Source organism: Kitasatospora sp. NPDC047058, from assembly GCF_040643935.1.
Classification (GTDB): Bacteria; Actinomycetota; Actinomycetes; order Streptomycetales; family Streptomycetaceae; genus Kitasatospora.
In genome coordinates this window covers 1-25,299 of sequence record NZ_JBEYVJ010000095.1, presented here as the reverse complement: position 1 = coordinate 25,299, position 25,299 = coordinate 1, and the positions used below count along the sequence as shown (strand labels likewise).

The 25,299-nt window shown below is 71.6% G+C and carries 18 protein-coding genes; 14 read left to right on the top strand and 4 right to left on the bottom strand.

Going from position 1 to position 25,299, the window contains the following annotated elements:
- Nucleotides 1-96: 96 nt before the first annotated feature.
- Both ABZ885_RS17145 and eccE read right to left on the bottom strand, forming a co-directional pair.
- Nucleotides 97-867 (bottom strand): hypothetical protein, encoded by a 771-nt coding sequence (locus ABZ885_RS17145; protein ID WP_360188509.1) that lies wholly within the window; start codon nucleotides 865-867, stop codon nucleotides 97-99.
- Nucleotides 867-2,126, bottom strand: a complete 1,260-nt coding sequence (gene eccE, locus ABZ885_RS17140) for a type VII secretion protein EccE (RefSeq protein WP_360188506.1) — start codon at nucleotides 2,124-2,126, stop codon at nucleotides 867-869. Before eccE ends, ABZ885_RS17145 begins: the two co-directional genes overlap by 1 nt.
- A 313-nt stretch (nucleotides 2,127-2,439) precedes the next feature.
- Between eccE and ABZ885_RS17135 the strand changes: the two genes are divergently transcribed.
- The 6 genes from ABZ885_RS17135 (at nucleotide 2,440) to ABZ885_RS17110 (ending at nucleotide 8,272) form a co-directional block, all read left to right on the top strand.
- Nucleotides 2,440-4,125 carry a type VII secretion protein EccB gene (locus ABZ885_RS17135; protein ID WP_360188503.1) on the top strand — a complete coding sequence of 562 codons (1,686 nt, stop codon included), beginning with the start codon at nucleotides 2,440-2,442 and terminating at the stop codon, nucleotides 4,123-4,125.
- Between the two features lie 181 nt (nucleotides 4,126-4,306).
- Nucleotides 4,307-4,597 carry a WXG100 family type VII secretion target gene (locus ABZ885_RS17130; protein WP_360188500.1) on the top strand — a complete coding sequence of 97 codons (291 nt, stop codon included), beginning with the start codon at nucleotides 4,307-4,309 and terminating at the stop codon, nucleotides 4,595-4,597.
- A gap of 78 nt (nucleotides 4,598-4,675) precedes the next feature.
- A complete protein-coding gene (locus tag ABZ885_RS17125) occupies nucleotides 4,676-4,972 on the top strand; it encodes a WXG100 family type VII secretion target (RefSeq protein WP_360188497.1) in 297 nt (98 codons plus the stop codon).
- 115 nt (nucleotides 4,973-5,087) lie between these two features.
- Complete coding sequence (gene mycP / locus ABZ885_RS17120; RefSeq protein WP_360188494.1) at nucleotides 5,088-6,314, top strand: type VII secretion-associated serine protease mycosin; 1,227 nt, start codon at nucleotides 5,088-5,090, stop codon at nucleotides 6,312-6,314.
- 90 nt (nucleotides 6,315-6,404) lie between these two features.
- On the top strand, nucleotides 6,405-6,947 hold the full coding sequence (locus ABZ885_RS17115) for a SigE family RNA polymerase sigma factor (RefSeq protein WP_360188491.1): 543 nt from the start codon (nucleotides 6,405-6,407) through the stop codon (nucleotides 6,945-6,947).
- A gap of 71 nt (nucleotides 6,948-7,018) precedes the next feature.
- The gene (locus ABZ885_RS17110) at nucleotides 7,019-8,272 is read left to right on the top strand and encodes a hypothetical protein (protein ID WP_360188488.1); all 1,254 of its coding nucleotides are present in this window, start codon (nucleotides 7,019-7,021) and stop codon (nucleotides 8,270-8,272) included.
- A gap of 74 nt (nucleotides 8,273-8,346) precedes the next feature.
- Here the strand turns inward: ABZ885_RS17110 and ABZ885_RS17105 are convergent, their stop codons facing one another.
- Nucleotides 8,347-9,756: an APC family permease gene (locus tag ABZ885_RS17105; RefSeq protein ID WP_360188485.1), complete on the bottom strand. Its 1,410-nt coding sequence runs from the start codon at nucleotides 9,754-9,756 to the stop codon at nucleotides 8,347-8,349.
- 482 nt (nucleotides 9,757-10,238) lie between these two features.
- Entirely contained in the window at nucleotides 10,239-14,189 is a 3,951-nt protein-coding gene (gene eccCa, locus ABZ885_RS17100; protein WP_360188482.1) for a type VII secretion protein EccCa, read from the bottom strand.
- A gap of 406 nt (nucleotides 14,190-14,595) precedes the next feature.
- On the opposite strand from eccCa, the gene eccD reads away from it, so the two are divergent.
- From eccD to ABZ885_RS17060, 8 genes are all read left to right on the top strand, one after another.
- A complete protein-coding gene (eccD, locus tag ABZ885_RS17095; RefSeq protein WP_360188479.1) occupies nucleotides 14,596-16,053 on the top strand; it encodes a type VII secretion integral membrane protein EccD in 1,458 nt (485 codons plus the stop codon).
- A gap of 196 nt (nucleotides 16,054-16,249) precedes the next feature.
- Entirely contained in the window at nucleotides 16,250-16,540 is a 291-nt protein-coding gene (gene rpsO / locus ABZ885_RS17090; RefSeq protein WP_196952393.1) for a 30S ribosomal protein S15, read from the top strand.
- Nucleotides 16,541-17,005: 465 nt separating this feature from the next.
- Complete coding sequence (locus ABZ885_RS17085; protein WP_360188477.1) at nucleotides 17,006-19,213, top strand: polyribonucleotide nucleotidyltransferase; 2,208 nt, start codon at nucleotides 17,006-17,008, stop codon at nucleotides 19,211-19,213.
- A gap of 108 nt (nucleotides 19,214-19,321) precedes the next feature.
- Nucleotides 19,322-20,674 (top strand): pitrilysin family protein, encoded by a 1,353-nt coding sequence (locus tag ABZ885_RS17080; protein ID WP_360188474.1) that lies wholly within the window; start codon nucleotides 19,322-19,324, stop codon nucleotides 20,672-20,674.
- A 14-nt stretch (nucleotides 20,675-20,688) separates the two neighbouring features.
- Nucleotides 20,689-21,435 carry a 4-hydroxy-tetrahydrodipicolinate reductase gene (gene dapB, locus ABZ885_RS17075; RefSeq protein WP_360188471.1) on the top strand — a complete coding sequence of 249 codons (747 nt, stop codon included), beginning with the start codon at nucleotides 20,689-20,691 and terminating at the stop codon, nucleotides 21,433-21,435.
- Nucleotides 21,436-21,442: 7 nt separating this feature from the next.
- Entirely contained in the window at nucleotides 21,443-21,919 is a 477-nt protein-coding gene (locus ABZ885_RS17070; protein ID WP_360188468.1) for a hypothetical protein, read from the top strand.
- A gap of 332 nt (nucleotides 21,920-22,251) precedes the next feature.
- Nucleotides 22,252-23,151, top strand: a complete 900-nt coding sequence (dapA, locus tag ABZ885_RS17065; protein ID WP_360188465.1) for a 4-hydroxy-tetrahydrodipicolinate synthase — start codon at nucleotides 22,252-22,254, stop codon at nucleotides 23,149-23,151.
- Between the two features lie 171 nt (nucleotides 23,152-23,322).
- On the top strand, nucleotides 23,323-25,008 hold the full coding sequence (locus ABZ885_RS17060; RefSeq protein WP_360188462.1) for a ribonuclease J: 1,686 nt from the start codon (nucleotides 23,323-23,325) through the stop codon (nucleotides 25,006-25,008).
- Nucleotides 25,009-25,299: the final 291 nt, after the last annotated feature.

The following is a 25,299-nucleotide window of genomic DNA, read 5'->3' as shown; positions in this document are numbered from 1 at the left end:
GGGGAAGCGAACGGGATGTGCTGGCCGACACGAACAACCTCTCGGACGATGAGTGGACTCGAGTGGCGGGGCGGCGGCGCGGGCGCGGGCCCGGCGTCAGTCGATCCGGCGCGGACCGCCCAGGACCTGCTGCTCGGCCTGTCCGGCGATGGCCCGGACGTACTGGCGGCGCATCCGGGTCGTCCAGAGCGTCATGTCGTCGGTCAGCGTGGGCAGCGCGGCGACGTCCTGCGGGCCGAGCGAGAGCACCCGGCCGATCAGCTCGGCCTCCTGCGGCGACACCCGCTGCACCCCGACCAGGTCGGCCGCGTTCAGCACCCGGGCCGCGTTCGGGCCGAGGTACGGGACCAGGGTCAGCGTGGTCTGCCAGGGCGCGGCGGAGAGCCGGCTGCGCGGCGGGCGGACACCGAGGTCGCGCACCACCAGCACCGGCGAGTTGACCGAGGCGCCCTGCGGGCCGAGCCGGCCGACCTGGTGGATCGTCACGCACGGCTGGCCGCCGCCCGCCGCCTGCGCCATCGGGCCCCAGAGGTGCGCACGGGCGGTCTCGACGGCGATCCGGGCGCCGGTGGCGGCCGCGCGCAGCGCGATGATCTGGGCCGTCCAGACACCGCCGACCAGCACCAGGTCGTACGAGGTGGGGCGGAACAGGCCGAGCACGGCGGGCTGCTGGCGCTGTGCGTCCTCGCCGATCAGCACGCCGTCGTCGCCGACCGGGAAGGAGAGCGCGCCGAGGTCCTCGACGGTCAGCACGTGCTTCTCCCGGCGCGGGCCCCGGAGGCCGAAGCCGGGCAGGATGCGCGGCCGCACCCGCGGCTGCTCGGCTTCGGCCTGTGCAGCCGGGGTCGGATAGGTCTGGTACGCCATCAGGAAGCACCTCCCAGGGGCAGGGTGGCGAGCATGCCGGGGGCCTGCTCCAGGTCGAGCCGGGTCAGGCCGACGCCGGCGCTCTGCGCGCGGGCCTCCACCAGCCGTCCGACCTGGGCCACCTCGCTCTCGCTGCGCCCGGTCACCCGGACGTGGCCGCTGATCGCGACCGAGCCGCCGGTGCCGTGCCCGGCGGTCAGGCTGAAGGTGCTGGCCAGCGCCGGCGAGCCGGTGACCAGGTTGACCAGGTCCGGCGCGGCGATCCGGCCGGGGGAGCCGCCGGGGCGGCTGAGCTGCGGCCACCGGGAGATCCAGTAGGTGCTGTGCCAGCGGTCGTCGATCCGCCAGAACCGGTTGCTCTCCTGGGTGCGACGGCCGCTTCCGCCGCCGCTGCCGGTGCCCTGACGGCCCGCCACGGAGCGCGGGTTGGCGCAGGTGGAGATGGCCAGCGCGGCGATCAGCTCGCGCTCGTCGAGCACGGTGGCGTTGAAGCCGGCGCTGTTGAGCCGCCCGGCCAGCTGGTCGGTGACCCGCTGCAGCGCCTTGCGGGCGCCCTCCTCGCCGCCGCCGCGGGCCCGGACGGCGGTGGCGGCGCGCTCCGGGTCGAGCTTGAGCGCGACCCAGGTCAGCCGCAGGCCGGGGGTGGCGGTGCCGTCCGGCAGCTCCTGGTAGGCGCGGGCGGCCAGCGACTGCTCGGGCAGGTGCTGGGCGGGCGCCGGCTGGGTGTGCTGGACCACCTGGACGGACTCCAGCGAGATGTCGTCCACCCGCAGCGCCGAGCAGACCACGTCCAGCGGCAGCGGCAGCGCGGTGCGGGCCGGGCGCAGCGGCTGGTCCTTGGCCTGGACGAGCAGCACCGAGGTGAGGAAGGTGCCGTCGCCGACCATGCCGGTCTCCCGGCGCATCGGGCGGCCGCCGAAGTCGGTCTCGGTGGCGTGCGTGCAGGTGCGCAGGGCCGGTTCGAGCTCCAGCGCCGGGGCGACGGCCGGGTCGGTGCCGGCCGGCGGGACGTTGGTCCTGGCCTGCTTGCGACGGGCCTTCAGGGCCGCGCGCACCCGCAGCGCTTCGGGGATGGTCCGGCCGCGCAGCGGGATCAGCGCGAGGACGACCAGCGCCAGCGCGACCGCGCCGAAGGCGCCCACCATCATCTTGTTGATGGTCCAGCCGACGGCGACCAGCGCCGCCGCGACCTCGACCAGCACGAGCTGCTGGAGCTTCAGCCGGCCGCCGAGCAGCCCCGGCCGGGGGTGGACGCGCACCGGAACGGGTGCGCCCCGGCCGCCGTCGGGCGCGGGCAGGGGCGTGGCGGCGGGGCCCGGGTCGTGCTGCGCCCGGCGGCCGGACCGGCGTGACCCCCTGCCCTGTGCCGTGCTGCGGCGCCCTGGAGCGGTCTGGCTTGGCATCCCCCGAGTGGCCCTCTCTGATCAGTTGTCGCGGCCCGGTTGGCCGGTTCGCGAACCGTACCCGTACCGTACTCACCGTCTGCTGCCGCATCGTAGAGGGTTCGAGCACGAGCTCGCCCGGCGGGTGCGGACCACGGGGTATGTCGGTCTGACAGGGGAGACGACGAGCATGGCATCACGCCGGGACGAGCTGAACGCGTACACGTTCGCCCGCAAGCGCACGGTCGGGGCCTTTCTGCTGCCCAGCGGCGGGGGCAGCGACGAGGATGCGCCGCGGCCGGTGAAGGCCGTCCTGCCGAGCGTTCTCGTCGGTGCGCTGGTGGTCGGCGGGTTCGCGGTCTACGGGGTCTTCAAGCCCGGTGCGCCGGTGGGCTGGGACGACGGCAAGAACGTCATCCAGGGCAAGCAGAGCACCACCCGGTACGTGGTGATCCCCGACCCGGACAGCAAGACCAAGCGGCTGCACCAGGTGCTCAACATGGCCTCGGCGCGGCTGGTGCTGCCGGCGGACGCCAAGGTGGTCGTGGTCGCGGACGAGGTGCTCGACAAGTACCCCAACCACGGTCCGGCGATCGGCATCCCGTACGCGCCGGACAAGCTGCCGACGAAGGCCAACGTCAGCAAGCCGATGAAGTGGTCGGTGTGTGACCGTCCCGGCGCGGACGACAAGCAGGAGACCGTCAACCAGGCGGTGTTCGTGGCGGGCGGCGACGACGCCGACAAGCTGGCGGCCAAGGACCGGGTGCTCGACGTCGACCAGGCGCTGCTGGTGCAGCAGATGGACGAGCAGCAGGTGTCCGCGCAGGCGGGCGCCGGTCAGCCGGCTGCGGGCCAGGGCAAGTTGAAGCTGTTCCTGGTCGACTCGAAGGGCCGCAGGCACGCGCTCGCGCCGAACGAGCCGGACGAGGCCAAGGCGCCGCTGGTGAGTGCGATCTTCGGGCCGAACGCCGTCCCGCAGCGGGTGAAGAAGGACTGGGTCGACACCCTGGAGAACGGCAGCGACATCGCCTTCCCGAAGATCGACGGGCTGGTGGCGGACGTCAAGGCCGCCAACTCCTCGGTGGCGCTGGACAATGCGCAGGACCGCAAGATCGGCCGGCTGGTCAGGTTCGACGACCGGTTCTACGTGGTGGGCAAGGACCGGCTGTACCTGATCACCCCGTTCCAGGCCGAGCTGATCCGTCAGAACCCGGCGCTGCAGCCGCTCTACAACCAGGACTCGGACAAGACGCCCCGGATCGACCCGATCACGCCCGCGGAGCACTCCAAGCTCAAGAGCGACACCCCGCTGATGGGTGACGGCGGCAAGGACTGGCCGGCCAAGACCGGTGCGCCCGTCAACAACTGGCAGGCCCCGAAGGACGCGAAGACGGTCGTCTGCAGCACCTACGACGGCGTGGCGGAGGACGGCAAGACCCCCCGCCGCAGCATCTGGGCGGGCCCGGCCTACCCGGTGTCGTACGGCGCCACCGGCGCCACCGTGTCGGCCCATGTGACGCCCGGCCTGGGCCTGTTCTACCGGGCGCTGGACAACGGGGCGGGGGGTTCCGGCAACGACTACCTGATCACCGAGACCGGGCTGCGCTACGCGGTGCCGGCGAGCAGCACCGGTGGCAAGGGCGGCGTGGCCACCCCGGCGCCCGGGCAGCCGAGCCCGACCGCGTCCAAGACGCCGTCGGCGCAGCCCACCGATCCGGCCGCGCCGCAGCAGCCGCAGGAGGAGACCGGTGGCAACCAGGCCCGGCTCGGCTACCAGGGCCTGCAGCCGGTTCCGGTGCCGCAGGCCTGGTCGAACCTGGTGCCGGCCGGTCCGGCGCTGAACTCGAAGAGCGCGGCGCAGCAGCAGAACGCGTGATCGTCCGCGTCCGGCAACGGAATTGGCCTCAGTGTCATGGTCTGGTAACTAGCCCTCGCCCGGTGTTGGGTGAGTTGCGTGTGCCGACTACAGTTCTGCAGGACATCACACCGTGATGCACGGAACGGCCGGTGACGGGGCCTTCCGGACACAATGTCTGTCTCATGGGGGACGGTAGAGCATGGGTCAGTTCACGACGACCGCTCAGGAGATGCTGGCTTTCGCCAAGCACATGGACGAGGTCATCGGCCAGATCGACGGCGAGATCAAGAGCCTGAACGCGCTGGTCGACTCGATCAAGGGCGGTTGGAAGGGTGACGCCGCCACGGCGTACGGCAAGCTCCAGGCCGACTTCAACGACGACGCCCGGGTGCTGAACGACTCGCTTCGCAAGATCAAGGAAGCGATCGAGGTCACGACCAAGCAGTACGCGCAGACCGACGCGGAGCAGCAGGCCGCGTTCAAGGGCTGATCCCCGCTCTCTGCAAGGCAAGTTACCGACGTCACCCGGTGAGGAAGGACGTCGCCATCGCCACCCCAACAAGGAGACATGGTGTCCGACGGTCAGATTCTCGTTAACTTCGAGACCGTTCGTAACGCGGGTTCGCAGGTCCGCAACACTGCCAACCAGATCAAGTCGCAGCTGGACGAGCTGAAGTCCGGCGTCAACAAGATCGCGCAGAGCTGGACGGGTGTCGCCCAGGAGGGCTACCGCGCCCACCAGGCGCAGTGGGACCAGCGCGCCGCCCACCTCCAGGAGACGCTGGCGAAGATCGCCGCTTCGCTGGACCACGCGGCCGAGAGCTACAACACCACCGAGAACAGCAACAAGAAGCTCTGGGGCTGACGGAGCCCGAGCCCCGTCAGGGGCGTGATTGACTCCGCTGAAGGGGCGGGTGCCCGGTACACGGGCGCCCGCCCCTGGCGCGCGACACGGGGTGGACGACATGAGGGGTGGCAGGGTGTCCGGAGTCAGGTACCGGAAGGCGGCGGCGACGGTGGCCGCGCTCGCGGTGCTCGGCGGCCCGCTGGCCGCCCCGGCGTACGCGGACGGCCCCGGCATAGCCGCGGCCGGTGACTGCTCGAAGGCCGCGCAGAACGTCCAGGCCGTGCCGTGGTCGCTGCAGCGGATGGTGCTCGACGAGCTCTGGCAGGGCGGCCAGACCGTCGGCGCGGGCGTGACCGTCGCGGTCATCGACACCGGCGTGGACGACACCAACCCGCAGCTCGCCAACCGGGTCGTCGACGGCGCCATGCTGCTGAAGGAGAAGGACGGCCAGAAGCCGGAGGGCGGCGCCAAGACCGACCCGGTGGGCCACGGCACCAAGGTGGCCGGCATCATCGCGGCCGCGCACAGCGACCAGACCGGCTTCGTCGGACTCGCCCCGGGCGCCATGATCCTGTCGATCCGCCAGAACGACGCCGAGGGCAGCGGGGACGTCAACACCCTGGTCGCGGCGATCCAGACGGCGCTCGACAAGGGCGCCAAAGTGATCAACATCTCGCAGGACGTGCGCGGCGCCGGCAACACCCAGTTCGCCGGGTACCCCGAACTGAAGGCCGCGGTCGAGGCGGCCGAGGCCAGGAACGTCGTGGTGGTCGCCTCCACCGGCAACGACGGCAAGGAGGGCGACACCTTCCCGGCGGCCTTCCCCACCGTGCTCGCCGTCGGCGCCTCCGACCGCAACAACGAGCGCGCCCCCTTCTCCCAGTACGGCGACTTCGTGGACGTCGCGGCGCCCGGGGTCGACATGCTGTCCACCGTCCCCCGGGGCGGCCAGTGCGTGGACAACGGCACCAGCTTCGCCGCGCCGTACGTCGCCGGCCTGGCGGCGCTGCTGGTCGGCGCCCACCCCACGTGGAAGGCCCGGCAGGTCCGCGCCTGGATCGAGCAGACCGCCCAGCGCACCGACCGCAAGGCGAACGAGTACGTCGGCTGGGGCGTGGTCGACCCGGTGAAGGCCGTCACCAAGGCGCCCGCGGTGGCGCCGGAATCGGCCACCGAGGACCCGCCCGTGCCGCTGGCCGCGGCCGCGATCGTGCCGCAGCCGCTCGGCCTCGGCGAGACCCAGGCCGACCGTGACGGCCGGACCGCGACCTACGCGCTGGGCATCGGCGGCCTGCTCGTCGCCCTGCTCGTCGGCGGCGGCATCGTGCTCCGCGACCACCGCCGGCGTCCCTCGGACTGAGCCCGGAGGAATTTCCTACCCGCGTGTAACATCCGGCCGCGCTCACCGCATCCATGAGTTGTCGACGACAACGAGCAGGGGGCGCCGGGCATGGGCTGGAGCGGTGGCACACGTGAGGGCAAGGACGCGGAGTTCCTCGAACTCGTGTCGAGCCGCACCGGCCACCTGTACCGCTCGGCCTGCCTGCTGACCAGCGGCGACACCCATCACGCCGAGGACCTCGTCCAGGAGGCCCTCAGCCGGATGTACGTGCTCTGGCGCCGCAGCGCGTGGACCGGCGGGCGGCACCGCATCGACAACCCCGGGGCGTACGCCCACACCGTGATGGTGCGCACCTTCCTCGCCCAGCAGCGCCGCCGCTCCAGCGGCGAACGCCCCACCGGCGAGCTGCCCGAGCCCCCGGGTGCCGAGGCCGACAGCACGCTGCGGCTGACCCTGCTCGACGCGCTCGGCCGGCTGTCCGCCAAGGACCGCGCGGTGCTGGTGCTCCGTTACTGGGAGGACCGCAGCGTCGAGGAGACCGCCGAGGTGCTGCGCGCCTCCTCGGGTGCGGTCCGCACCCGGACGACCCGGGCCCTGGGACGGCTGCGTGCGCTGCTCGGCGACTCGCTCGCCGAGCTCGCCGTCCGCTGAGCCACCGCCCGTCGTGTGCGGGGCACCCGTCCACCGACCCATCCCGTGACCGAAAGAAACGGTGATCACGCATGTCCGGACAGGACAAGTTCGAGGACGATCTTCTCTTTGCGCTGACCCGCACCGGCGAGGGCTTCCGCACCGAGGCGGCCCCGCTGGCCACCGGCGGCCTGGCCCGCGGCCGCCGCCGCTGGCGCCGCCGTTCGGCCGCCGCCGTGGTGAGCGGCGCGGCGGCGCTGGCCCTGGTCGGGACGGGGGCGGTGTACCTGTCGGGCGGGAGCGGCGGTTCGCCGGCCGGGACGGTGCTGACCGCGGCCGGCTCGGGCAGCGGCAGCGCCCCGGCCACCACGAGCGGCACCCCCATGGCGTCCGCCTCGGCCTCCGCCTCGGCGGGCCCCGTGATCACCGGCGACGAGGTGCTCGCCACCCTCCAGTCGCTGCTGCCCAAGGGCAAGGTGTCCGGGGCCGCGGGCCGGGGCACGGACGACGGGCCGACCAAGGGCACCTTCGCCGGTGCGAACCTGGTGTTCGACGACGGCCAGGGTGCGTCGCTGGTCTCGGTCGCGGTCCAGAAGCACCGCAAGGGCCAGGGCCAGGACCGCACCTGCCCGGATCCCAAGACCGCCCGGATCGACTCCTGCACGGCCACCACGCTGGCGGACGGCTCCAAGCTCTACCTCAGCCAGGGCTACGAGTACCCGGACCACCGTGCCGACACCAAGGAGTGGATGGCGGTGCTGACCGGGCCGGACGGCCGGGAGATCTCGGTCAGCGAGTGGAACGCGCCGGAGGAGAAGGGCGCGCCCGACAGCCGCCCCAACCCGCCGTTCACCCTGGACCAGCTGAAGGCCGTCGTCACCGACAAGGCCTGGGACCGGATCGTCGCCGCGGTCCAGTACGACGGGGTCGACCGTGCGGGGCAGGAGACCGGTCTGTCCCTGCAGGACCGTCAGGCGATCCTGGCGAAGCTGCTGCCCGCCGGGGTGACGGTGACCGGGATCACCGGTGACGAGATCTTCGCCGACGTCCGGCTGGCCCAGGGGACGGCCACCGGATCGCTGGTCCTGCGGGTGCAGAAGCTGGTGCCGGCGCCGGGCGACCCGACGCCGGAGCAGCTGTTCGCGGACTCGACCGTCCTGCCCGACGGGAGCAGGCTCAAGCTGTACGGCCCGGCCTCCGACCCGAAGACCAAGATGATGGCTGACGTCCTCCACCCGGACAACCTGCGCGTCATGGTCTCCCAAGGGCCGACCGGCAAGCCGCTCCTCACCCCTGACCAGCTGAAGGCGATCGCCACCAGCCCGGAGTGGAACCCCGGGAAGTAGCCCGGACGCGGACACGGCAGTGCCCCGGGCCAGGGGGAGCCCGGGGCACTGCCGCATGGGGGTGGGGGTGGGGGTCAGTCCTGCTGGTCCTCGGGGAGGGTGATCACCCAGTGGGTGGCCTGCCGGGGGCGCAGGTAGAACAGCCAGTACAGGGTGGCGGCGGCGGTGATGCCGCCGGTCCACAGCAGCGGCTCGGTGTCGAGCTGGGTGATGACGTAGACCAGCACCGCGATCAGGACGACCGGGACGGCCGGCCAGAGCGGCATCCGCCAGGCGGCGGCGTGCTTGTGGTGGTTGCGGCGCGACAGCAGCGCGGCGACCGCGACCAGCAGGTACATCCCGGTGACGGCGACGCCGGTGATCTCGCTCAGCAGCTCGCCCTTGACGAAGCAGAGCGCGGCGCCGGGGAGGCCGACGGCCAGGGTGGCGACCCACGGCGAGCCGAACCGGCCCAGGGTGGAGAAGGCCTTGTTGACCGGCTCGGGCCAGGCCTTGTCGCGGGCCGAGGCGAACAGCACGCGGGAGTTCTGGATGACCATGACGATGCCGGCGTTGATGATGGCCAGCGCGACGCAGAGGCTGATGAAGGTGCCGACGCCCGAGTTGCTCCAGGCGGTGACCATGCCGGAGATGTCGCCGGAGGTCAGGGTCTCCAGGTCGGGGGCGCCCATGGTGATGGCGGCGACCGGGACCAGGATGACGGCGGCCGAGATGGCCAGCGTCCACAGCACGGTGCGCGAGACGTTCTTGCGCGGGTTCTCCAGCTCCTCGGAGAGGTAGACCGCGGTGGAGAAACCCTGGGTGATGAAGAGGGCGATGCCCAGCGCGCCGACGATGGCGCCGATGCTCACCGTGGTGGCGGCGCCGCCGTCACCGGCGACCACGCCGTGCAGCATGCTGGGCGCGTTGCCGTTGGCGTGGGCGAAGCCGAGCACCGAGACGACGCCGGCCGCGACGACCTCCAGGACCAGGAAGATGCCGGTGATCCAGGCGTTGGCCCGCAGGTCCAGCAGGCCGGCCAGGGTGGCGGCCAGCATGACCGCGGCGCCCGCGACCGGCTTGTCGACGTGCATCACCGGTGCGAGGTAGTCGGCCGTGCCGAGCGCGATCACCGAGGGGACGATCATCACCACGATCAGCGAGAGCACGAAGACCAGCCAGCCGGCCAGCCGGCCCGCCAGGGTGCCGACCATCGCGTACTCGCCGCCGGCGCTGGGGATCAGGGTGCCGAGCTCGGAGTAGCAGAACGCGACCGCGATGCAGAGCACCGAGCCGATCGCGATGGCCAGCGCGGTGGCGCTGCCGATGCTGGAGAACAGCTCCGGCACGATCACGAAGAGCGTCGAGGCGGGGGTGACGCAGGACAGCGTGAGCAGTGTGCCGCCGACGACGCCGATCGAGCGCTTGAGCGTCTGGGGGGAGGCGGCGCCCTCGGCGGCCGCAGTGGGGGCTGCGGCGTGTGGCGGGCGAAGCGTGTCGGTCATGTGGCTTCCGATCGGCTCTGAGCGGTCCTGGTGGGGGAGCGGTATCGCCTCCGCTGGCTGGCTGCTCTGGGTCGTGGTCCTGACGCTCCCGGGCCGCCATGGAACCTTGGCCGTAATGCGTGCGTCAACGCGGGAATTACTTCGGAATCCGTTGCAGTGAAGGGTATAAACATGCGATCCGGTGACCACGCGTGGTCATTGTCGTCAATGTCCGAGTTGTTACCTTGGCCACATCGCGCTTGAATCCAAGGTGAACGGCGGATTACGCACCTGTATTCAAAGGTGTCAGTGCAGCGGGAGGGTGGCACGCCCAGGCGTCCCCCGGCCGTCCGGCAGCGGTCCGCAGGGGTGCGGGAACCGCAGCGAACCGCCCGAAAGATCTAGGTAACGTTTCAGCACGTGGACGCCGAAGGGGCCGGGTTCCGAGGAACCCGACCCCTTCGATCACCTTCCGTGACGGCCGCCGGCGGCGGTCGCGGGCACTAGGCCGACGGCAGCCAGCCCGTCTGGACCATCTGCCCGCTGGTGACCCGGCGCGAGACGAACACCCCTCGGCCCGGCGGCAGCGGCTGCGGCTTGACGGTGCCGAGCAGCGCGCCCTCGTCCTTGTTGCCGGACAGGATCACGCCCTGGCCGCCCAGCTCGCGCATCCGCTGCATCACCGGCTCGTAGAGCGAGCGGCCGGCGCCGCCCGCACTGCGCGCGATGATCACGCGCAGGCCGATGTCGCGGGCGAACGGCAGGAACTCGGCCAGCGGCGACAGCGGGTTTCCCGAACTCGTCGCCACCAGCTCGTAGTCGTCCACGATCACGAACATGTCCTTGCCGCTGTACCAGCTGCGGTTGCGCAGCTGCTCGGCGGTCACGTCCGGGCCCGGCAGACGGCGCGAGCAGGCCCCGCGCAGCATCTCCACGATGCTGGTCATGGCCGGCTGCGCGGCCGCGTACTCCACCAGGTACTCCTGGGGCACCGTGCCGAGCAGCGCACGCCGGTAGTCGCCGACCACGATGCCGGCCTGCTCCGGGGTGTACCGCTCGGTGATCTGCTTGACCAGCATCCGCAGCAGCGCCGACTTGCCGGACTCGGTGTCGCCGAACACGATGAACAGCGGGTCGGTCTCGAAGTTGACGAACGCCGGAGCCAGCTCCACCTCGTCCACGCCGAACGCGATGCCGCGCTCCGGGTACTCGAAGCCCTTCGGCAGCGAGAAGCCGTCCAGCACCGCCGGCAGCATCCGGACCTGCGGCGCCCGCGGGCCCGTCCAGGCCGTGTTGACCGCGGCGACCAGCCCGGCCACGCCCTCCTGGAGGTCGTCCACCGTGTGCGAGCCGTCCAGCCGCGGCAGACCGGTCAGGAAGTGCAGACCGCTCGCCGTGACACCGCGGCCCGGGATGGCCGGCACGTTCTGCGCGATCCGGCGGTCCACCTCGGACTCCATCGCGTCACCGAGCTTCATCTCGGTGCGGTTCTGCAGCAGGTCCTTCAGCGCCGGGCGGACCTCCGCGTAGCGGGCCGCGGTGATGATCAGGTGGACGCCGTAGCCGAGACCGCGCTGGGCGATGTCCCCGATCACCCCCTCCAGCATCTCGTAGTCCTGCTTGAAGGTGTTCCAGCCGTCGATGACCAGGAACACGTCGCCGAACTGCTCGTCCGGCAGCTGGCCGGCCGCGCGGCGGGCCCGGTAGGTCCCGATCGAGTCGATCCCGGTCGACCGGAACAGCTCCTCCCGCCGGTTCAGGACGCCGAGCACCTCGCTGATCATGCGGCGCACCTTCTCGGAGTCCAGTCGCCCGGCGACCCCGCCGACGTGCGGCAGCTCCTGCAGCGACTGGAAACCGCCACCACCGAAGTCCAGCAGGTAGAACTGCGTCTCCAGCGGGGTGTGCGTCACCGCGAACGACGCCACCAGGGTGCGCATCAGCGTCGACTTGCCGGACCGCGGACCACCGACGACCAGACCGTGACCGGCCGCGCCCGAGTAGTCCTGCTCCAGCACGTCGCGCTTCTGGTCGCGCGGCTTGTCGACGATGCCGACCGGCACCCGCAGCCGGCCCAGCGCCCCGTACGCCGGCGCGGTCAGCCCGCGCTCCGGGGTCGCCTGCAGCGGCGGCGGCAGCAGCTGGTCCACGCTGGGCGCCTCCTCCAGCGGCGGCAGCCACACCTGGTGCGCGGCCGGCCCCTGGCCCGCCATCCGCTGCACGAACACGTCCAGCACGGTGTCGACCAGCGCGTCGTCCTGCTCCTCGACCTCCGGCTCGACCTCCTGCACCAGCGGTTCCAGCACCGCCACCTCGGCGGCGGTGAACACCACCGGCTGCGCGGTCACCAGCCGGCCGCCCGCCGCGCGCTGCTGCCCGGGGGCCCGGTAGGGCCCGGACACGTAGGCGGCCTTGAAGCGATCCATCACGTCGGTGCCGAACTTCAGGTAGCCGACACCCGGCACCGGCGGCAGGTGGTACGCGTCCGGCACGCCGATCGCCGCCCGGGACTCGGCCGCCGAGAAGGTGCGCAGACCGATCCGGTACGAGAGGTAGGTGTCCAGGCCGCGCAGCTTGCCCTCCTCCAGGCGCTGCGAGGCCAGCAGCAGGTGCACACCCAGCGAACGGCCGATGCGGCCGATCTGGATGAACATGTCGATGAAGTCCGGCTTCGCGGTGAGCAGCTCGGAGAACTCGTCGATGATCAGCACCAGCGACGGCAGCGGGTCCAGCGCCGCACCCGCCGCGCGGGCCCGCTCGTACTCGTTCAGGTTGGCGTAGTTGCCCGCCGAGCGCAGCAGCTCCTGCCGGCGGTTCATCTCGCCCTCGATCGCGTCGCGCATGCGGTCGACCAGGGTGAGCTCGCCCTCCAGGTTGGTGATCACCGCGGAGGTGTGCGGCATGTCCGCCATGCCGGCGAAGGTGGCACCACCCTTGAAGTCCGCCAGGACGAAGTTCAGCGTCTCCGAGGAGTGCGTCATCGCCAGGCCCAGCACCAGGGTGCGCAGCAGCTCCGACTTGCCGGAGCCGGTCGCGCCGACGCACAGGCCGTGCGGGCCCATGCCCTCCAGCGCCGCCTCCTTGATGTCCAGGTAGACGTGCTCGCCGCCGGCCCCGACACCGATCGGCACCCGCAGCTTCTCGCGCTGCGCCCGCGGCCGCCAGCTGCGGGAGACCTCGAAGGAGCCCGGGTCGCCCGAGTTCATCAGGTCGGTGAAGTCCAGGTTGGACAGCAGCGGCTCGTCGTCGCCGCCGGCCGAGATCCGGTACGGCGCCAGCTGCCGGGCCAGCGCCTCGGACTGCCAGGTGGAGAGGGTGTCCGGCTTGCCGGTGTAGGTCGCGCCCGAGGCCGAGCGGAGCACCAGCTCCTGCGGCGTCACGGTGACGACCAGGTGGCCGGTCGGCTCGTCCAGGTCGCCCGGGACCACCTCGATGATGGTGACCCCCTGCACGCCCTCCGGGCCGGCCAGCAGCGAGTCGTGCGGCACCGAGGCGCCGTCCATGACCACGATCAGGTGGGGCTGGTCCGCCGACGCCTCCGCGTCCCGCACGAACCGCTGGCGGCCCGCCAGTTCGTCCTGCAGCAGGTACTCCAGCTCACCGAGACCGGTGGCGATCAGCCGGCGCGAACCCGCGCCGTCGTTCTCCTTGCGGTGCTGGTTGTGCGGGAGCCACTTGGTCCACTCCCACTCCTCCACCGCGCCCGGCGCCGCGGCCACCGTCACCAGCAGGTCGTCCGGCGAGTGCAGGGTCGTCAACTGGGCGATCATCGCCCGCACGTTGCCGTACACGGTGTCCGGGTCCCCGCACACCGTGATGTGGTAGAAGGCGCGCAGCGAGACCGCCAACGGCAGGTCCTGCAGGGTGCCGTGGGCCTTGAGGAAGGTCTGCATCGCCGCCGCGGAGAGCGGCTCCAGCTCGTCCATCGGCGCCGTCTGCGGCGCCACCAGCGGCGTCGACAGCTGCACCGGCCCGCGGCCGACCCGGATCTGCGCGAAGTCGGCGTCCCCGGTCCGGCGTTCCCAGAGCCGGCGGCCCTCCGCGACGATCGACCAGAGCTGGTCCGGCTCCGGGTTCAGGAACAGCTGCGCGCCGCGCTGGCGCTCGGCCGTCCGCCGCACCTGACGACGCATCTGCTGCAGGTACTTGAGGTAGTCGCGGCGCTCGTCGGCGGTGGCCGTCGAACCGCCCTTGCGCGCCTTGACGATCTGGGCCAGCGCCATGCCGACCGTCGAGACGATCATCAGGCCGCCCATGATCTTCATCGGGGCCTGCGCGCCGGGCGAGAAGAAGAACACCGCCGAGCCGCCCATGCCGAGCATCGGCAGGAGGCTCATCATCCAGTCCTCGCCGCCCGACCTCGGCAGCTCCGGCGGGGTCACCAGCTCCACCGGTTCGTCCGGCACCGGAGGCGGGTACGCCCGCGTCGGGCGCTTGACGGTAATGAAACTCATGCGCCCACCCCACGGCCTTGCACGGCTCGCTCAATCACTTCGGCATCAGCCCTCACGCAACTGGATTACGTACGGGTGAGGGCGCCCCGTATGACGCCGCCCCCGCTCCGCCGACCGCCGGCACACGGGGAGGAGCGCGGCCCCTGTCCCCTGTCGCCTGGCGCAGGGGCCGATCCTACTGGGGCCGCCCGCGACCGTACCGGCCCACCCCATGGGGACCTGCGCGGCACCGCCCCCGAACGGAGCGGGTAGGGTAACGCCGCGCCAAATCGCGGCCGGACCCAGCCAGTTCCACCCGGCCCCGAACGCGCGCAGCAGCCGGACCGACCGCCGCCCGTAGCAGCGGCACCGTCAACAAGGGGGAGCGCCCAGTGCGTCGAGCGATGAACGTCAGCGAGGTGCGGGCATGAGTAGCCCTGCCGCGACCGGCTTCTGCCGGGTCACCGTCGTCGCGCCGGACAGCCGGATCGACGTCGCCCTGCCCGAGGACGTCCCGCTCGCGGACGTCTACCCCGAGGTGCTGCGCCTCTCCGGCCAGACCCAGCCGGACGGCGCCCCGACCGGCTTCCACCTGGTCCGCCGCGACGGCACCGTGCTCGACAGCGGGCTCCCGCTCGCCGCCCAGCAGGTCCGCGACGGCGACCTGCTCAGCCTGCGCCCGTTCGCCGAGTCCCTGCCGCCGGCCGTCTACGACGACGTGGCCGACGCCATCGCCACCGCCGTCGAGGCCGACCGCCGGTTCTGGAGCCCCGAGCTGATGCGGGCCTTCGGCCTGATCGGCGCCGGCGTGCTGCTCAACCTGCTCGGCTTCGCGCTCTGGTACTCCGACCTGCGCCACGACATGCACGGCCTGCCCGGCGTCCTGTCCGGCGTCACCGCCGTCGTGCTGACCGCCCTGGCCGGCGTCCGCGCCCGGGTCTACCAGGACTCCTGGGCCGCCCTCGCGCTCGGCCTCGGCGCCCTGCCGCACGCCCTGATCGGCGGCAGCGGCATCCTCGCCCCGGCCCACCACCTGGACGGCCCCGGCCGGCTCCAGTTCCTCACCGGCTGCGTCGCCGTCCTGATCGTCGCCGTGCTCCTGGTCGGCCTGCTGCCCGAGAAGGACTCGCTGTTCGTCGCCGCGGCCTTCCTGGCCGCCGCCGGCGCGCTCGCCACCTTCGCCGCCGTGCTGCTGCCCGGCACCCCGGCCAACCACATCGCCGCCGTCACCGGCGTCGCCGCCGTCGCCGTGATCGGCTTCCTGCCCGGTCTCTCCGCCCGCTTCGCCCGGCTGCCCGTCGGCTTCAGCGCCCCCGGCCAGACCCGCACCCGCAGCCGCGACTACGACGAGGAGGCCGGTCGCGCCGAGGCCGTCCAGTACGAGCGGATCGCGCACCAGGCCCGCCGCGGCCACGAGGTGCTGGTCGGCCTGGTCGGCGGCTGCGCCGCGGTGATCGTCGGCGCCTGCGCCGTGCTCGGCTTCACCGACCAGCTCTTCCCCGAGCTGCTCGCGCTGCTGCTCGGCATCGCCACCATGCTGCGCGCCCGGCTGTTCCGCTACACCGCGCAGGTCTTCAGCCTCACCATCGCGGGCCTGGTCGGCCTGTCGCTGCTGATCGTCGGCCTCTCGCTGCACACCCCGCTGTTCATCCTCAAGTCCGCCGGATCCACCGACATCGACCTGCGCACCATCTGGCTGGCCGCGTCGATCGCCTTCGGCGCCGCGATCCTCACCGCCATCGCCCTGGTGGTGCCCAGGCTCGGCGTCTCCCCGTTCTGGGGGCGCATCCTGGACCTGGTCGACAGCCTCACCCTGATGGCGCTGGTCCCGCTGGCGCTGGGCGTGCTCGAGATCTACCGCCTGGTCCGCGGCGTCACCGGCTGACCCGGCCCCGCGGACCGGCCGGCGGACCGCGGGCGGAGGGCCGACGGGCGACACTGGTACGCTTGCCTTCCGAGTGCACCAGTGTGTCCGCCCAGTGGGTTGTCGACCGCAGGCCGCGCTCAGTCACGACACCGAGTTCTCACCGAGTCCTGTGCCGTAGACCAGGACCGCTCGGTATCACCTCGAAGGAGTTGCAGTGGCTCTCGCCTCTGACGTCAAGAAGCAGATCATCGCCGAGTTCGGCCAGAAGGAGGGCGACACCGGCTCCCCCGAGGTCCAGGTGGCCATGCTCTCCCGCCGCATCTCGGACCTGACCGAGCACCTGAAGACCCACAAGCACGACCACCACTCGCGTCGTGGCCTGCTGATCCTGGTCGGCCAGCGTCGCCGCCTGCTGCAGTACCTGGCCAAGAAGGACATCGAGCGCTTCCGTACGCTCGTCGACCGCCTGGGCATCCGCCGCGGTGCCGCCGGCGGCGCCCGCTAAGACCGCCGCTCGGGGCGGCTCCCCACACCGGGGAGCCGCCCCTCGCGCGTATGCCGCGGCCGGTGCCCGCGGCGGCGCGGACCGACGACCGCGCATAACAACTCGCGCGCACCTCCCCAGGTGGCCGAGGATTGCACCGTAGGGTTGTGGGCATGCCGGTGATGGCGCGACACGCGCCACCCAGGCGGAAAGACCCCAACCCCCGCGGGACGAAGGCTTCAAACGGAAGCCGCCCGCATCCGAGAGAGCGTCCAGACGCGGACCGCCCGTCCAGGCCCGGCAGCCGAGAGGCGCCGGTCCTCGGTAGTGGCCGCCGGAAGCCCCGCAGACCGAGCGGGGTGCACCGGAGGCTTCGATCGAAGACCGGCCCGACTGCCTCCCTCCGAGCAGGAGGACCCAGGGCCAACCGGCAGGCGATGCGCGGGGACGCTCTCCCGGAGACGTACGAAAGAGGAGATCTTCCAGGTGGAAGAGAACGTGTTCTACGCCGAGGCCGTGATCGACAACGGTTCCTTCGGCACCCGTACCATCCGCTTCGAGACGGGCCGCCTGGCCCGTCAGGCCGGCGGCTCCGCCGTGGCCTACCTGGACGACGACACCATGGTGCTGTCGGCCACCAGCGCCTCCAAGCAGCCGAAGGAGCACTTCGACTTCTTCCCGCTGACCGTGGACGTCGAGGAGCGGATGTACGCCGCGGGCCGCATCCCCGGCTCGTTCTTCCGTCGCGAGGGCCGGCCCTCCGAGGACGCGATCCTCACCTGCCGCCTCATCGACCGCCCGCTGCGCCCGTCCTTCGTCAAGGGCCTGCGCAACGAGGTCCAGGTCGTCGTCACCGTGATGGCGCTCAACCCGGACCACCTGTACGACGTGGTGGCCATCAACGCGGCCTCCGCCTCCACCCAGCTGGCCGGCCTGCCGTTCTCCGGCCCGATCGGCGGCGTCCGCGTCGCGCTGATCAAGGGCCAGTGGGTGGCCTTCCCGACCCACAGCGAGCTGGAGTCGGCCGTCTTCGACATGGTCGTCGCCGGTCGCGTCCTGCCGGACGGCGACGTCGCGATCATGATGGTCGAGGCCGAGGCCACCGACAAGACCATCAAGCTGGTCGCCGACGGCGCCGACGCCCCGACCGAGGACATCGTCGCCGCCGGTCTGGACGCCGCCAAGCCGTTCATCAAGGTGCTCTGCGCCGCCCAGTCGCAGCTGGCCGCCCAGGCCGCCAAGCCGACCGGCGAGTTCCCGGTCTTCCTGGACTACCAGGACGACGTCCTGGCCGCGCTGACCGCCGCCGTCAAGGACGAGCTGGCCCAGGCCCTCACCATCCCGGGCAAGCAGGAGCGCAACAACGAGCTGGACCGCGTCAAGGCGCTGGCCGCCGAGAAGCTCCTGCCGGAGTTCGAGGGCCGCGAGAAGGAGATCAGCGCCGCCTACAACGCGCTGACCAAGAAGATCGTCCGCGAGCGCGTCATCAAGGACAAGGTCCGCATCGACGGCCGCGGCGTCACCGACATCCGCACCCTGGCCGCCGAGGTCGAGGCCATCCCGCGCGTCCACGGCTCGGCCCTGTTCGAGCGCGGCGAGACCCAGATCCTGGGTGTCACCACGCTGAACATGCTGCGCATGGAGCAGCAGCTCGACACGCTCTCCCCGGAGACGCGTCGCCGCTACATGCACAACTACAACTTCCCGCCGTACTCGGTCGGCGAGACCGGCCGCGTGGGCTCGCCCAAGCGCCGCGAGATCGGCCACGGCGCGCTGGCCGAGCGGGCGATCCTGCCCGTGCTGCCGACCCGCGAAGAGTTCCCCTACGCGATCCGCCAGGTCTCCGAGGCGCTCGGCTCCAACGGCTCCACCTCGATGGGCTCGGTCTGCGCCTCCACCATGTCGCTGCTGAACGCCGGTGTGCCGCTGAAGGCCGCCGTCGCCGGCATCGCCATGGGCCTGATCTCGCAGGAGATCGACGGCGAGACCCACTACGTCGCGCTGACCGACATCCTGGGTGCCGAGGACGCGTACGGCGACATGGACTTCAAGGTCGCCGGTACCCGCAACTTCATCACCGCCCTGCAGCTGGACACCAAGCTCAACGGCATCCCGGCGTCGGTCCTGGCCGCCGCGCTGAAGCAGGCCCGCGACGCCCGCATGCACATCCTCGACGTGATGAACGAGGCCATCGACGCGCCCGACGAGATGTCGCCGAACGCGCCGCGCATCATCACCATCAAGATCCCGGTGGACAAGATCGGTGAGGTCATCGGCCCCAAGGGCAAGATGATCAACCAGATCCAGGAGGACACCGGCGCGGACATCACCATCGAGGACGACGGCACCATCTACATCGGTGCGGTCGACGGCCCCTCGGCGGAGGCTGCCCGTACGACGATCAACCAGATCGCCAACCCGACCATGCCGGAGGTCGGCGAGCGCTACCTGGGCACCGTGGTCAAGACCACGACGTTCGGCGCGTTCGTCTCGCTCATGCCGGGCAAGGACGGCCTGCTGCACATCTCGCAGATCCGCAAGCTGGCCGGCGGCAAGCGCGTCGAGAACGTCGAGGACGTGCTCGGCGTCGGTGCCAAGGTTCAGGTCGAGATCGCCGAGATCGACCCGCGCGGCAAGCTCTCCCTGATCCCCGTGATCGAGGGCGAGGAGGGCGGCGAGGCCGCTTCCGAGTGAAGCGCCCCCGGCCAGCCCATTAGTTGAACGCGGTCGCGGCCCGCACGCCCCCGTCGGCGTGCGGGCCGCACCCCGTTGTTCCCCCATGCTTTCTACGGAGGTACCCCCGTGGCCCAGGCCTCGGCGGCGAAGCAGCGCCCCGGCACCACCCGGACCCTGCTGAAGGGCGTGGACGGCGCCGGCACCGTGCGCCGCACCGTCCTCCCCGGCGGCCTGCGGGTCGTCACCGAGACCCTTCCGACGGTGCGCTCCGCGACCTTCGGCATCTGGGTCGGCGTCGGCTCGCGGGACGAGACCCCGCAGCTCAACGGAGCCACCCACTACCTGGAGCACCTCCTCTTCAAGGGCACCGAGCGGCGCAGCGCGCTGGACATCTCGGCCGCCCTGGACGCGGTCGGCGGCGAGATGAACGCCTTCACCGCGAAGGAGAACACCTGCTACTACGCGCGGGTGCTGGACACCGACCTGCCGCTGGCCATCGACGTGGTCTGCGACATGCTCACCGGCTCGCTGATCCGCCCGGAGGACGTCGAGGCCGAGCGCGGCGTCATCCTGGAGGAGATGGCGATGGCCGAGGACGACCCGGGTGACGTGGTCCACGACCTCTTCGCCAAGGTGATCTACGGCAGCGGCCCGCTCGGCCGCCCGATCCTCGGCACCCAGGAGACCGTCCAGGCCCTCACCCGGGACCAGATCGCCGGCTTCTTCCACCGCCGCTACAAGCCCGAGCACCTGGTGGTCGCCGCGGCGGGCAACCTGGACCACCGCAAGGTCGTCCAGCAGGTCCAGCGGGCCTTCGCACCGCTGCTGGCCAAGTCCGAGGCCGGTCCCGCCGAGGCCCGGCGCGGCGTCAAGGCGCTGCGCACGGCCGGCAGGGTCGAGGTGCTCAACCGCGGCACCGAGCAGGCCCACCTGGTGCTGGGCGTGCCCGGCGTGCCCCGGCACGACGAGCGCCGCTGGGCGATGGGCGTGCTCAACGCGGCCCTCGGCGGCGGGATGAGCTCCCGGCTGTTCCAGGAGGTCCGGGAGAAGCGCGGCCTGGCCTACTCGGTCTACTCGTACTCCTCGTCGTACGCGGACAGCGGCCTGTTCGGCATCTACGCCGGCTGCCAGCCCAAGCGGGTCGAGGAGGTCCTGCGGATCTGCCGCGAGGAGCTCGCCAAGGTGGTCGCCGACGGCATCACCGAGGAGGAGCTGCAGCGGGCGATCGGCCAGATCTCCGGCTCCACCGTGCTCGGCATGGAGGACACCGGCTCGCTGATGAACCGGATCGGCAAGGCCGAGCTGAGCTACGGCCACCACCTCTCGGTGGACGACATGCTGGCGAAGATAGCGGCCGTGACCCTGGACGACGTCCACGCGGTGGCCCGTGATGTGCTGGGCGCGTACCGGCCGTCGCTGGCGCTGATCGGTCCGGTCAACGACAAGCGGGCCGCCAGGCTCGCCGACCTGCTGGTCTGAAGGGACTTTTCGCTATGACGCTGCGCGTCGCCGTGATCGGCGCCAAGGGGCGGATCGGCTCCGAGGCGGTCAAGGCCGTCGAGGCCGCCCCGGACCTGGAACTGGTCGCCACGCTCGGCCGCGGCTCCGAGCTGGAGGAGCTCACCGCGGCCGGGGCCCAGGTCGCCGTCGAGCTGACCCACCCCGACTCGGTGATGGCCAACCTCGACCACTGCCTGAACCGGGGCATCCACGTGGTCACCGGCACCACCGGCTGGACGGACGAGCGGCTCGCCACCGTGCGCGGCCTGCTCGACCGGGCCCCGGAGCTCGGCCTGCTGATCGCGCCGAACTTCTCCATCGGCGCCATCCTCGGCATGAAGTTCTCCCAGGTCGCCGCGAGGTACTTCGAGTCGGTCGAGGTGGTCGAGCTGCACCACGACCGCAAGGCCGACGCGCCCAGCGGCACCGCCACCCGCACCGCGCAGCTGATCGCCGCGGCCCGTGCCGAGGCCGGCCGCCCGCCGCAGCAGGACCCGACCACGCACAGCCTGCCCGGCGCCCGCGGGGCCGACGTGGACGGGGTTCCGGTGCACGCCGTCCGGCTGCGCGGCCTGCTCGCGCACCAGCAGGTGATGTTCGGCGACACCGGCGAGACCCTCACCATCCGGCACGACTCGCTGCACCACAGCAGCTTCATGCCGGGCATCCTGCTCGGCGTGCGCAAGGTCGTGGAGACCCCCGGTCTCACCTTCGGCCTCGAACACTTCCTGGACCTGTGAGCCCGGCGTGACGTCTCGTACCGGTTTCTTCGCCCTCTCCGCCGTCCTGCTGCTGGTCGCCCTGGTCTGCATGGGCGAGGGCGTCCAGCTGATCGCCACCGGCAAGCCGCTCGGCATCGGCATGGGGCTCTGTGCCTTCGTCATCCCGCTGATCGGCGTCTGGTTCCTGCGCCAGACGGTCCGCTTCGGCCGGGCCAGCGAGCGGCTCGCCCGCGAGCTGGAGGCCGAGGGCGGCCTGCCGGTGGACGAGCTGGAGCGCACCGCTGGCGGGCGGATCGACCGGGCGTCGGCCGACGCGGTGTTCGCCCGCCGCAAGGCCGAGGCCGAGGCCGCACCCGGCGACTGGCGGGTCTTCTTCCGGCTCGCCGTGGCGTACGCCGACGCCGGTGACACCCCGCGGGCCCGCAGGACCATGCAGCACGCGATCCGGCTGCACGGCGGCGCCGGCACCGGCACCGCCGGGCCGGCGGCGAGCACCACCTGACCGGGCCGTCGTGCCGTCCTTCCCGCAGCGCGGGACCGGGACGGCCGCGGCCCGGGCCGCTCACCCGTGCGGCCTTCGGCAAACACGGTCGAGTGGCCCCCTGACCTGGGGTGACGGGCATACGGGCAGAGTGTCTGGCATGTCTGGATTGCGGCTTTTCTGGCCGCTCCCTACGCTCGTGACACGGATTCCGGTGCTGCTTGAACCCCCGAGCATGCAGCACCGGAATCCCATGTTTCCGCCGCTCCGAGCGTCGCACTTCCGCGCTGCACCTGTCCGAACCCTGGACCGGCCTGGGTACCGCCCCACCGCCTACGAGTAGCTTTGGACGCATGGCTCCGACCTCCACCCCCCAGACGCCCTTCGGCCGGGTCCTGACCGCGATGGTGACGCCGTTCACCGCAGACGGCGGGCTCGACCTCGACGGCGCCCAGCGCCTCGCCGCGCACCTCGTCGATTCCGGCAACGACGGCCTCGTCGTCAACGGCACCACCGGCGAGTCCCCGACCACCAGCGACGCCGAGAAGGCCGAGCTCGTCCGCGCCGTAGTGGAGGCGGTGGGGGACCGCGCCCACGTGGTGGCGGGCGTCGGCACCAACGACACGCACCACAGCGCCGAGCTGGCCCGGCAGGCCGAGGCCGCCGGCGCGCAGGGCCTGCTGGTCGTCACGCCGTACTACAGCAAGCCCCCGCAGGAGGGCCTGTACCGGCACACCACGCACATCGCCGACGCGACCGGCCTGCCGGTCATGCTCTACGACATCCCCGGCCGCAGCGGCGTCGCGCTGAGCCACGAGACGTTGGTCCGGCTCGGCGAGCACCCGCGGATCGTCGCCAACAAGGACGCCAAGGGCGACGTCGGCGCCGCCGCCTGGGCGATCGCCCGCTCGGGCCTGGCCTGGTACTCCGGGGACGACATCCTCAACCTGCCGCTGCTGTCCGTCGGAGCCGTCGGCGTGGTCAGCGTGGTCGGCCACGTGGTCGCCGGCGAGCTGCGCAGCATGGTCGAGGCCTACCTGGCCGGCGATGTGGCCAAGGCCACGGCGATCCACCAGGGCCTGCTGCCCGTCTTCAGCGGTATGTTCCGCACGCAGGGTGTCATCCTCACCAAGGCCGCGCTGGAGCTCCAGGGCCTGCCGGCCGGCCCCCTCCGACTGCCGCTGGTCGGCGCGACTCCCGAGGAGATCGCGCAATTGAAGAAGGATCTCGCCGCCGGCGGGGTACACCTGTAGCAGACACAGACGTGCGCGCCCCGGCTCGCCAGACCTCTCCCGAGGTCTGCCGCTGGACCGGACGAAGGCGCGAGAGCACCGACCCAGTAGGAAACCGACACTGAGTACGCACGCCATATGTCTCTTGGGGGAGGACCCCGGGCATGTGGCGTGCGTCGTGAGGAGAGTCTTTTGAGCCACCCGCATCCCGAACTCGGCGCGCCTCCGGCCCTGAAGGAGGGCGCCCTCCGCATCACTCCGCTCGGCGGCCTCGGCGAGATCGGCCGCAACATGACGGTCTTCGAATACGGGGACCGCATTCTCATCGTCGACTGCGGTGTCCTCTTCCCCGAGGACGAGCAGCCCGGTGTGGACCTGATCCTGCCGGACTTCAGTTACATCCGGGACCGCCTCGACAAGATCGACGGCATCGTCCTGACCCACGGGCACGAGGACCACATCGGTGCCGTCCCGTTCCTGCTCCGGGAGAACCCGGACATCCCGCTGATCGGCTCGAAGCTCACCCTCGCCCTGATCGAGGCCAAGCTCGCCGAGCACCGGATCCGGCCGTACGTGCTGGAGGTCGCGGAGGGCGACCGGGAGCGGATCGGTCCCTTCGACTGCCAGTTCATCGCGGTCAACCACTCCATCCCGGACGCGCTGGCCGTCGCCGTGCGCACGCCCGCCGGCATGGTCGTCGCCACCGGCGACTTCAAGATGGACCAGCTGCCGCTCGACGGCCGCCTCACCGACCTGCCGACCTTCGCCAAGCTGGCCGAGGAGGGCATGGACCTGCTGCTGGTGGACTCCACCAACGCCGAGGTCCCCGGCTTCATCCCGCACGAGCGGGACATCTCGGCCGCGCTGCGCAACGTCTTCGCGAACGCCGACAAGCGCATCATCGTCGCCTCCTTCGCCAGCCACGTGCACCGCATCCAGCAGGTGCTGGACGCCGCGCACGAGTACAAGCGCAAGGTCGCCTTCGTCGGCCGCTCGATGGTCCGCAACATGGGCATCGCCCGCGACCTCGGCTACCTGAAGGTCCCCGGCAACATGGTCGTGGACGTCAAGCAGCTGGACGACCTGCCGGACAAGGAGGTCGTGCTGATCTGCACCGGTTCGCAGGGCGAGCCGATGGCCGCGCTGTCCCGGATGGCCAACCGCGACCACCAGATCCGCATCGTCGAGGGCGACACCGTCGTGCTGGCCTCGTCGCTCATCCCGGGCAACGAGAACGCCGTCTACCGGGTGATCAACGGCCTGACCCGCTGGGGCGCCAAGGTCGTGCACAAGGGCAACGCCAAGGTGCACGTCTCCGGCCACGCCTCGGCCGGTGAGCTGCTCTACTTCTTCAACATCTGCAAGCCGCGCAACCTGATGCCGGTCCACGGCGAGTGGCGCCACCTGCGGGCCGCCGCCGACCTGGGCATCGCCACCGGCGTGCCGAAGAACCGCACGGTCATCGCCGAAGACGGCGTCTGCGTCGACCTGGAGAAGGGCGTCGCGCGGATCGTCGGCAAGGTGCAGGCCGGCTACGTCTACGTCGACGGCTCGTCGGTCGGCGACATCACCGAGGCCTCGCTCAAGGACCGCAGGATCCTGGGCGAGGAGGGCTTCATCTCGGTCTTCGTCGTGGTCGACTCCACCAACGGCAAGATCGTGGGCGGTCCGACCATCCAGGCCCGCGGCTCCGGCATCGACGACAACGCGTTCGTCCCGGTGGCCGCCAAGCTGCAGGAGGCGCTGGACCGCTCGGCCGGTGACGGCGTCCTGGAGGTCCGCCAGGTCCAGCAGCTGGTCCGCCGCACCATCGGCAAGTGGGTGGCGGACAACTACCGCCGGCGCCCGATGATCCTGCCGGTCGTGGTCGAGGTCTGAGCCGTCCTCCGGTCGGTTTGACGTGGGGCAGCCCGGTGCGTAATGTTCTCCGGGTTGCCCCACGGGACGGCCCCCAGCGGAAGTTCTCGAACGAAATTCGAGAATGGAGCGGGAAAACGGCCCGAGAAACTCTGATAGAGTTCGGGAGCGCCGAAAGGCCGAAGCAAATCGGAAGAATGAAACTCCGGAAAACGGAGCGGAAAACATCTGATAAGCTGGAAACACGAAAGAACGAAGCGCCCGGAGGGCCCGCTGGAAGGCGGTCCGAAGGAAGTGTCCGTTCCTTGAGAA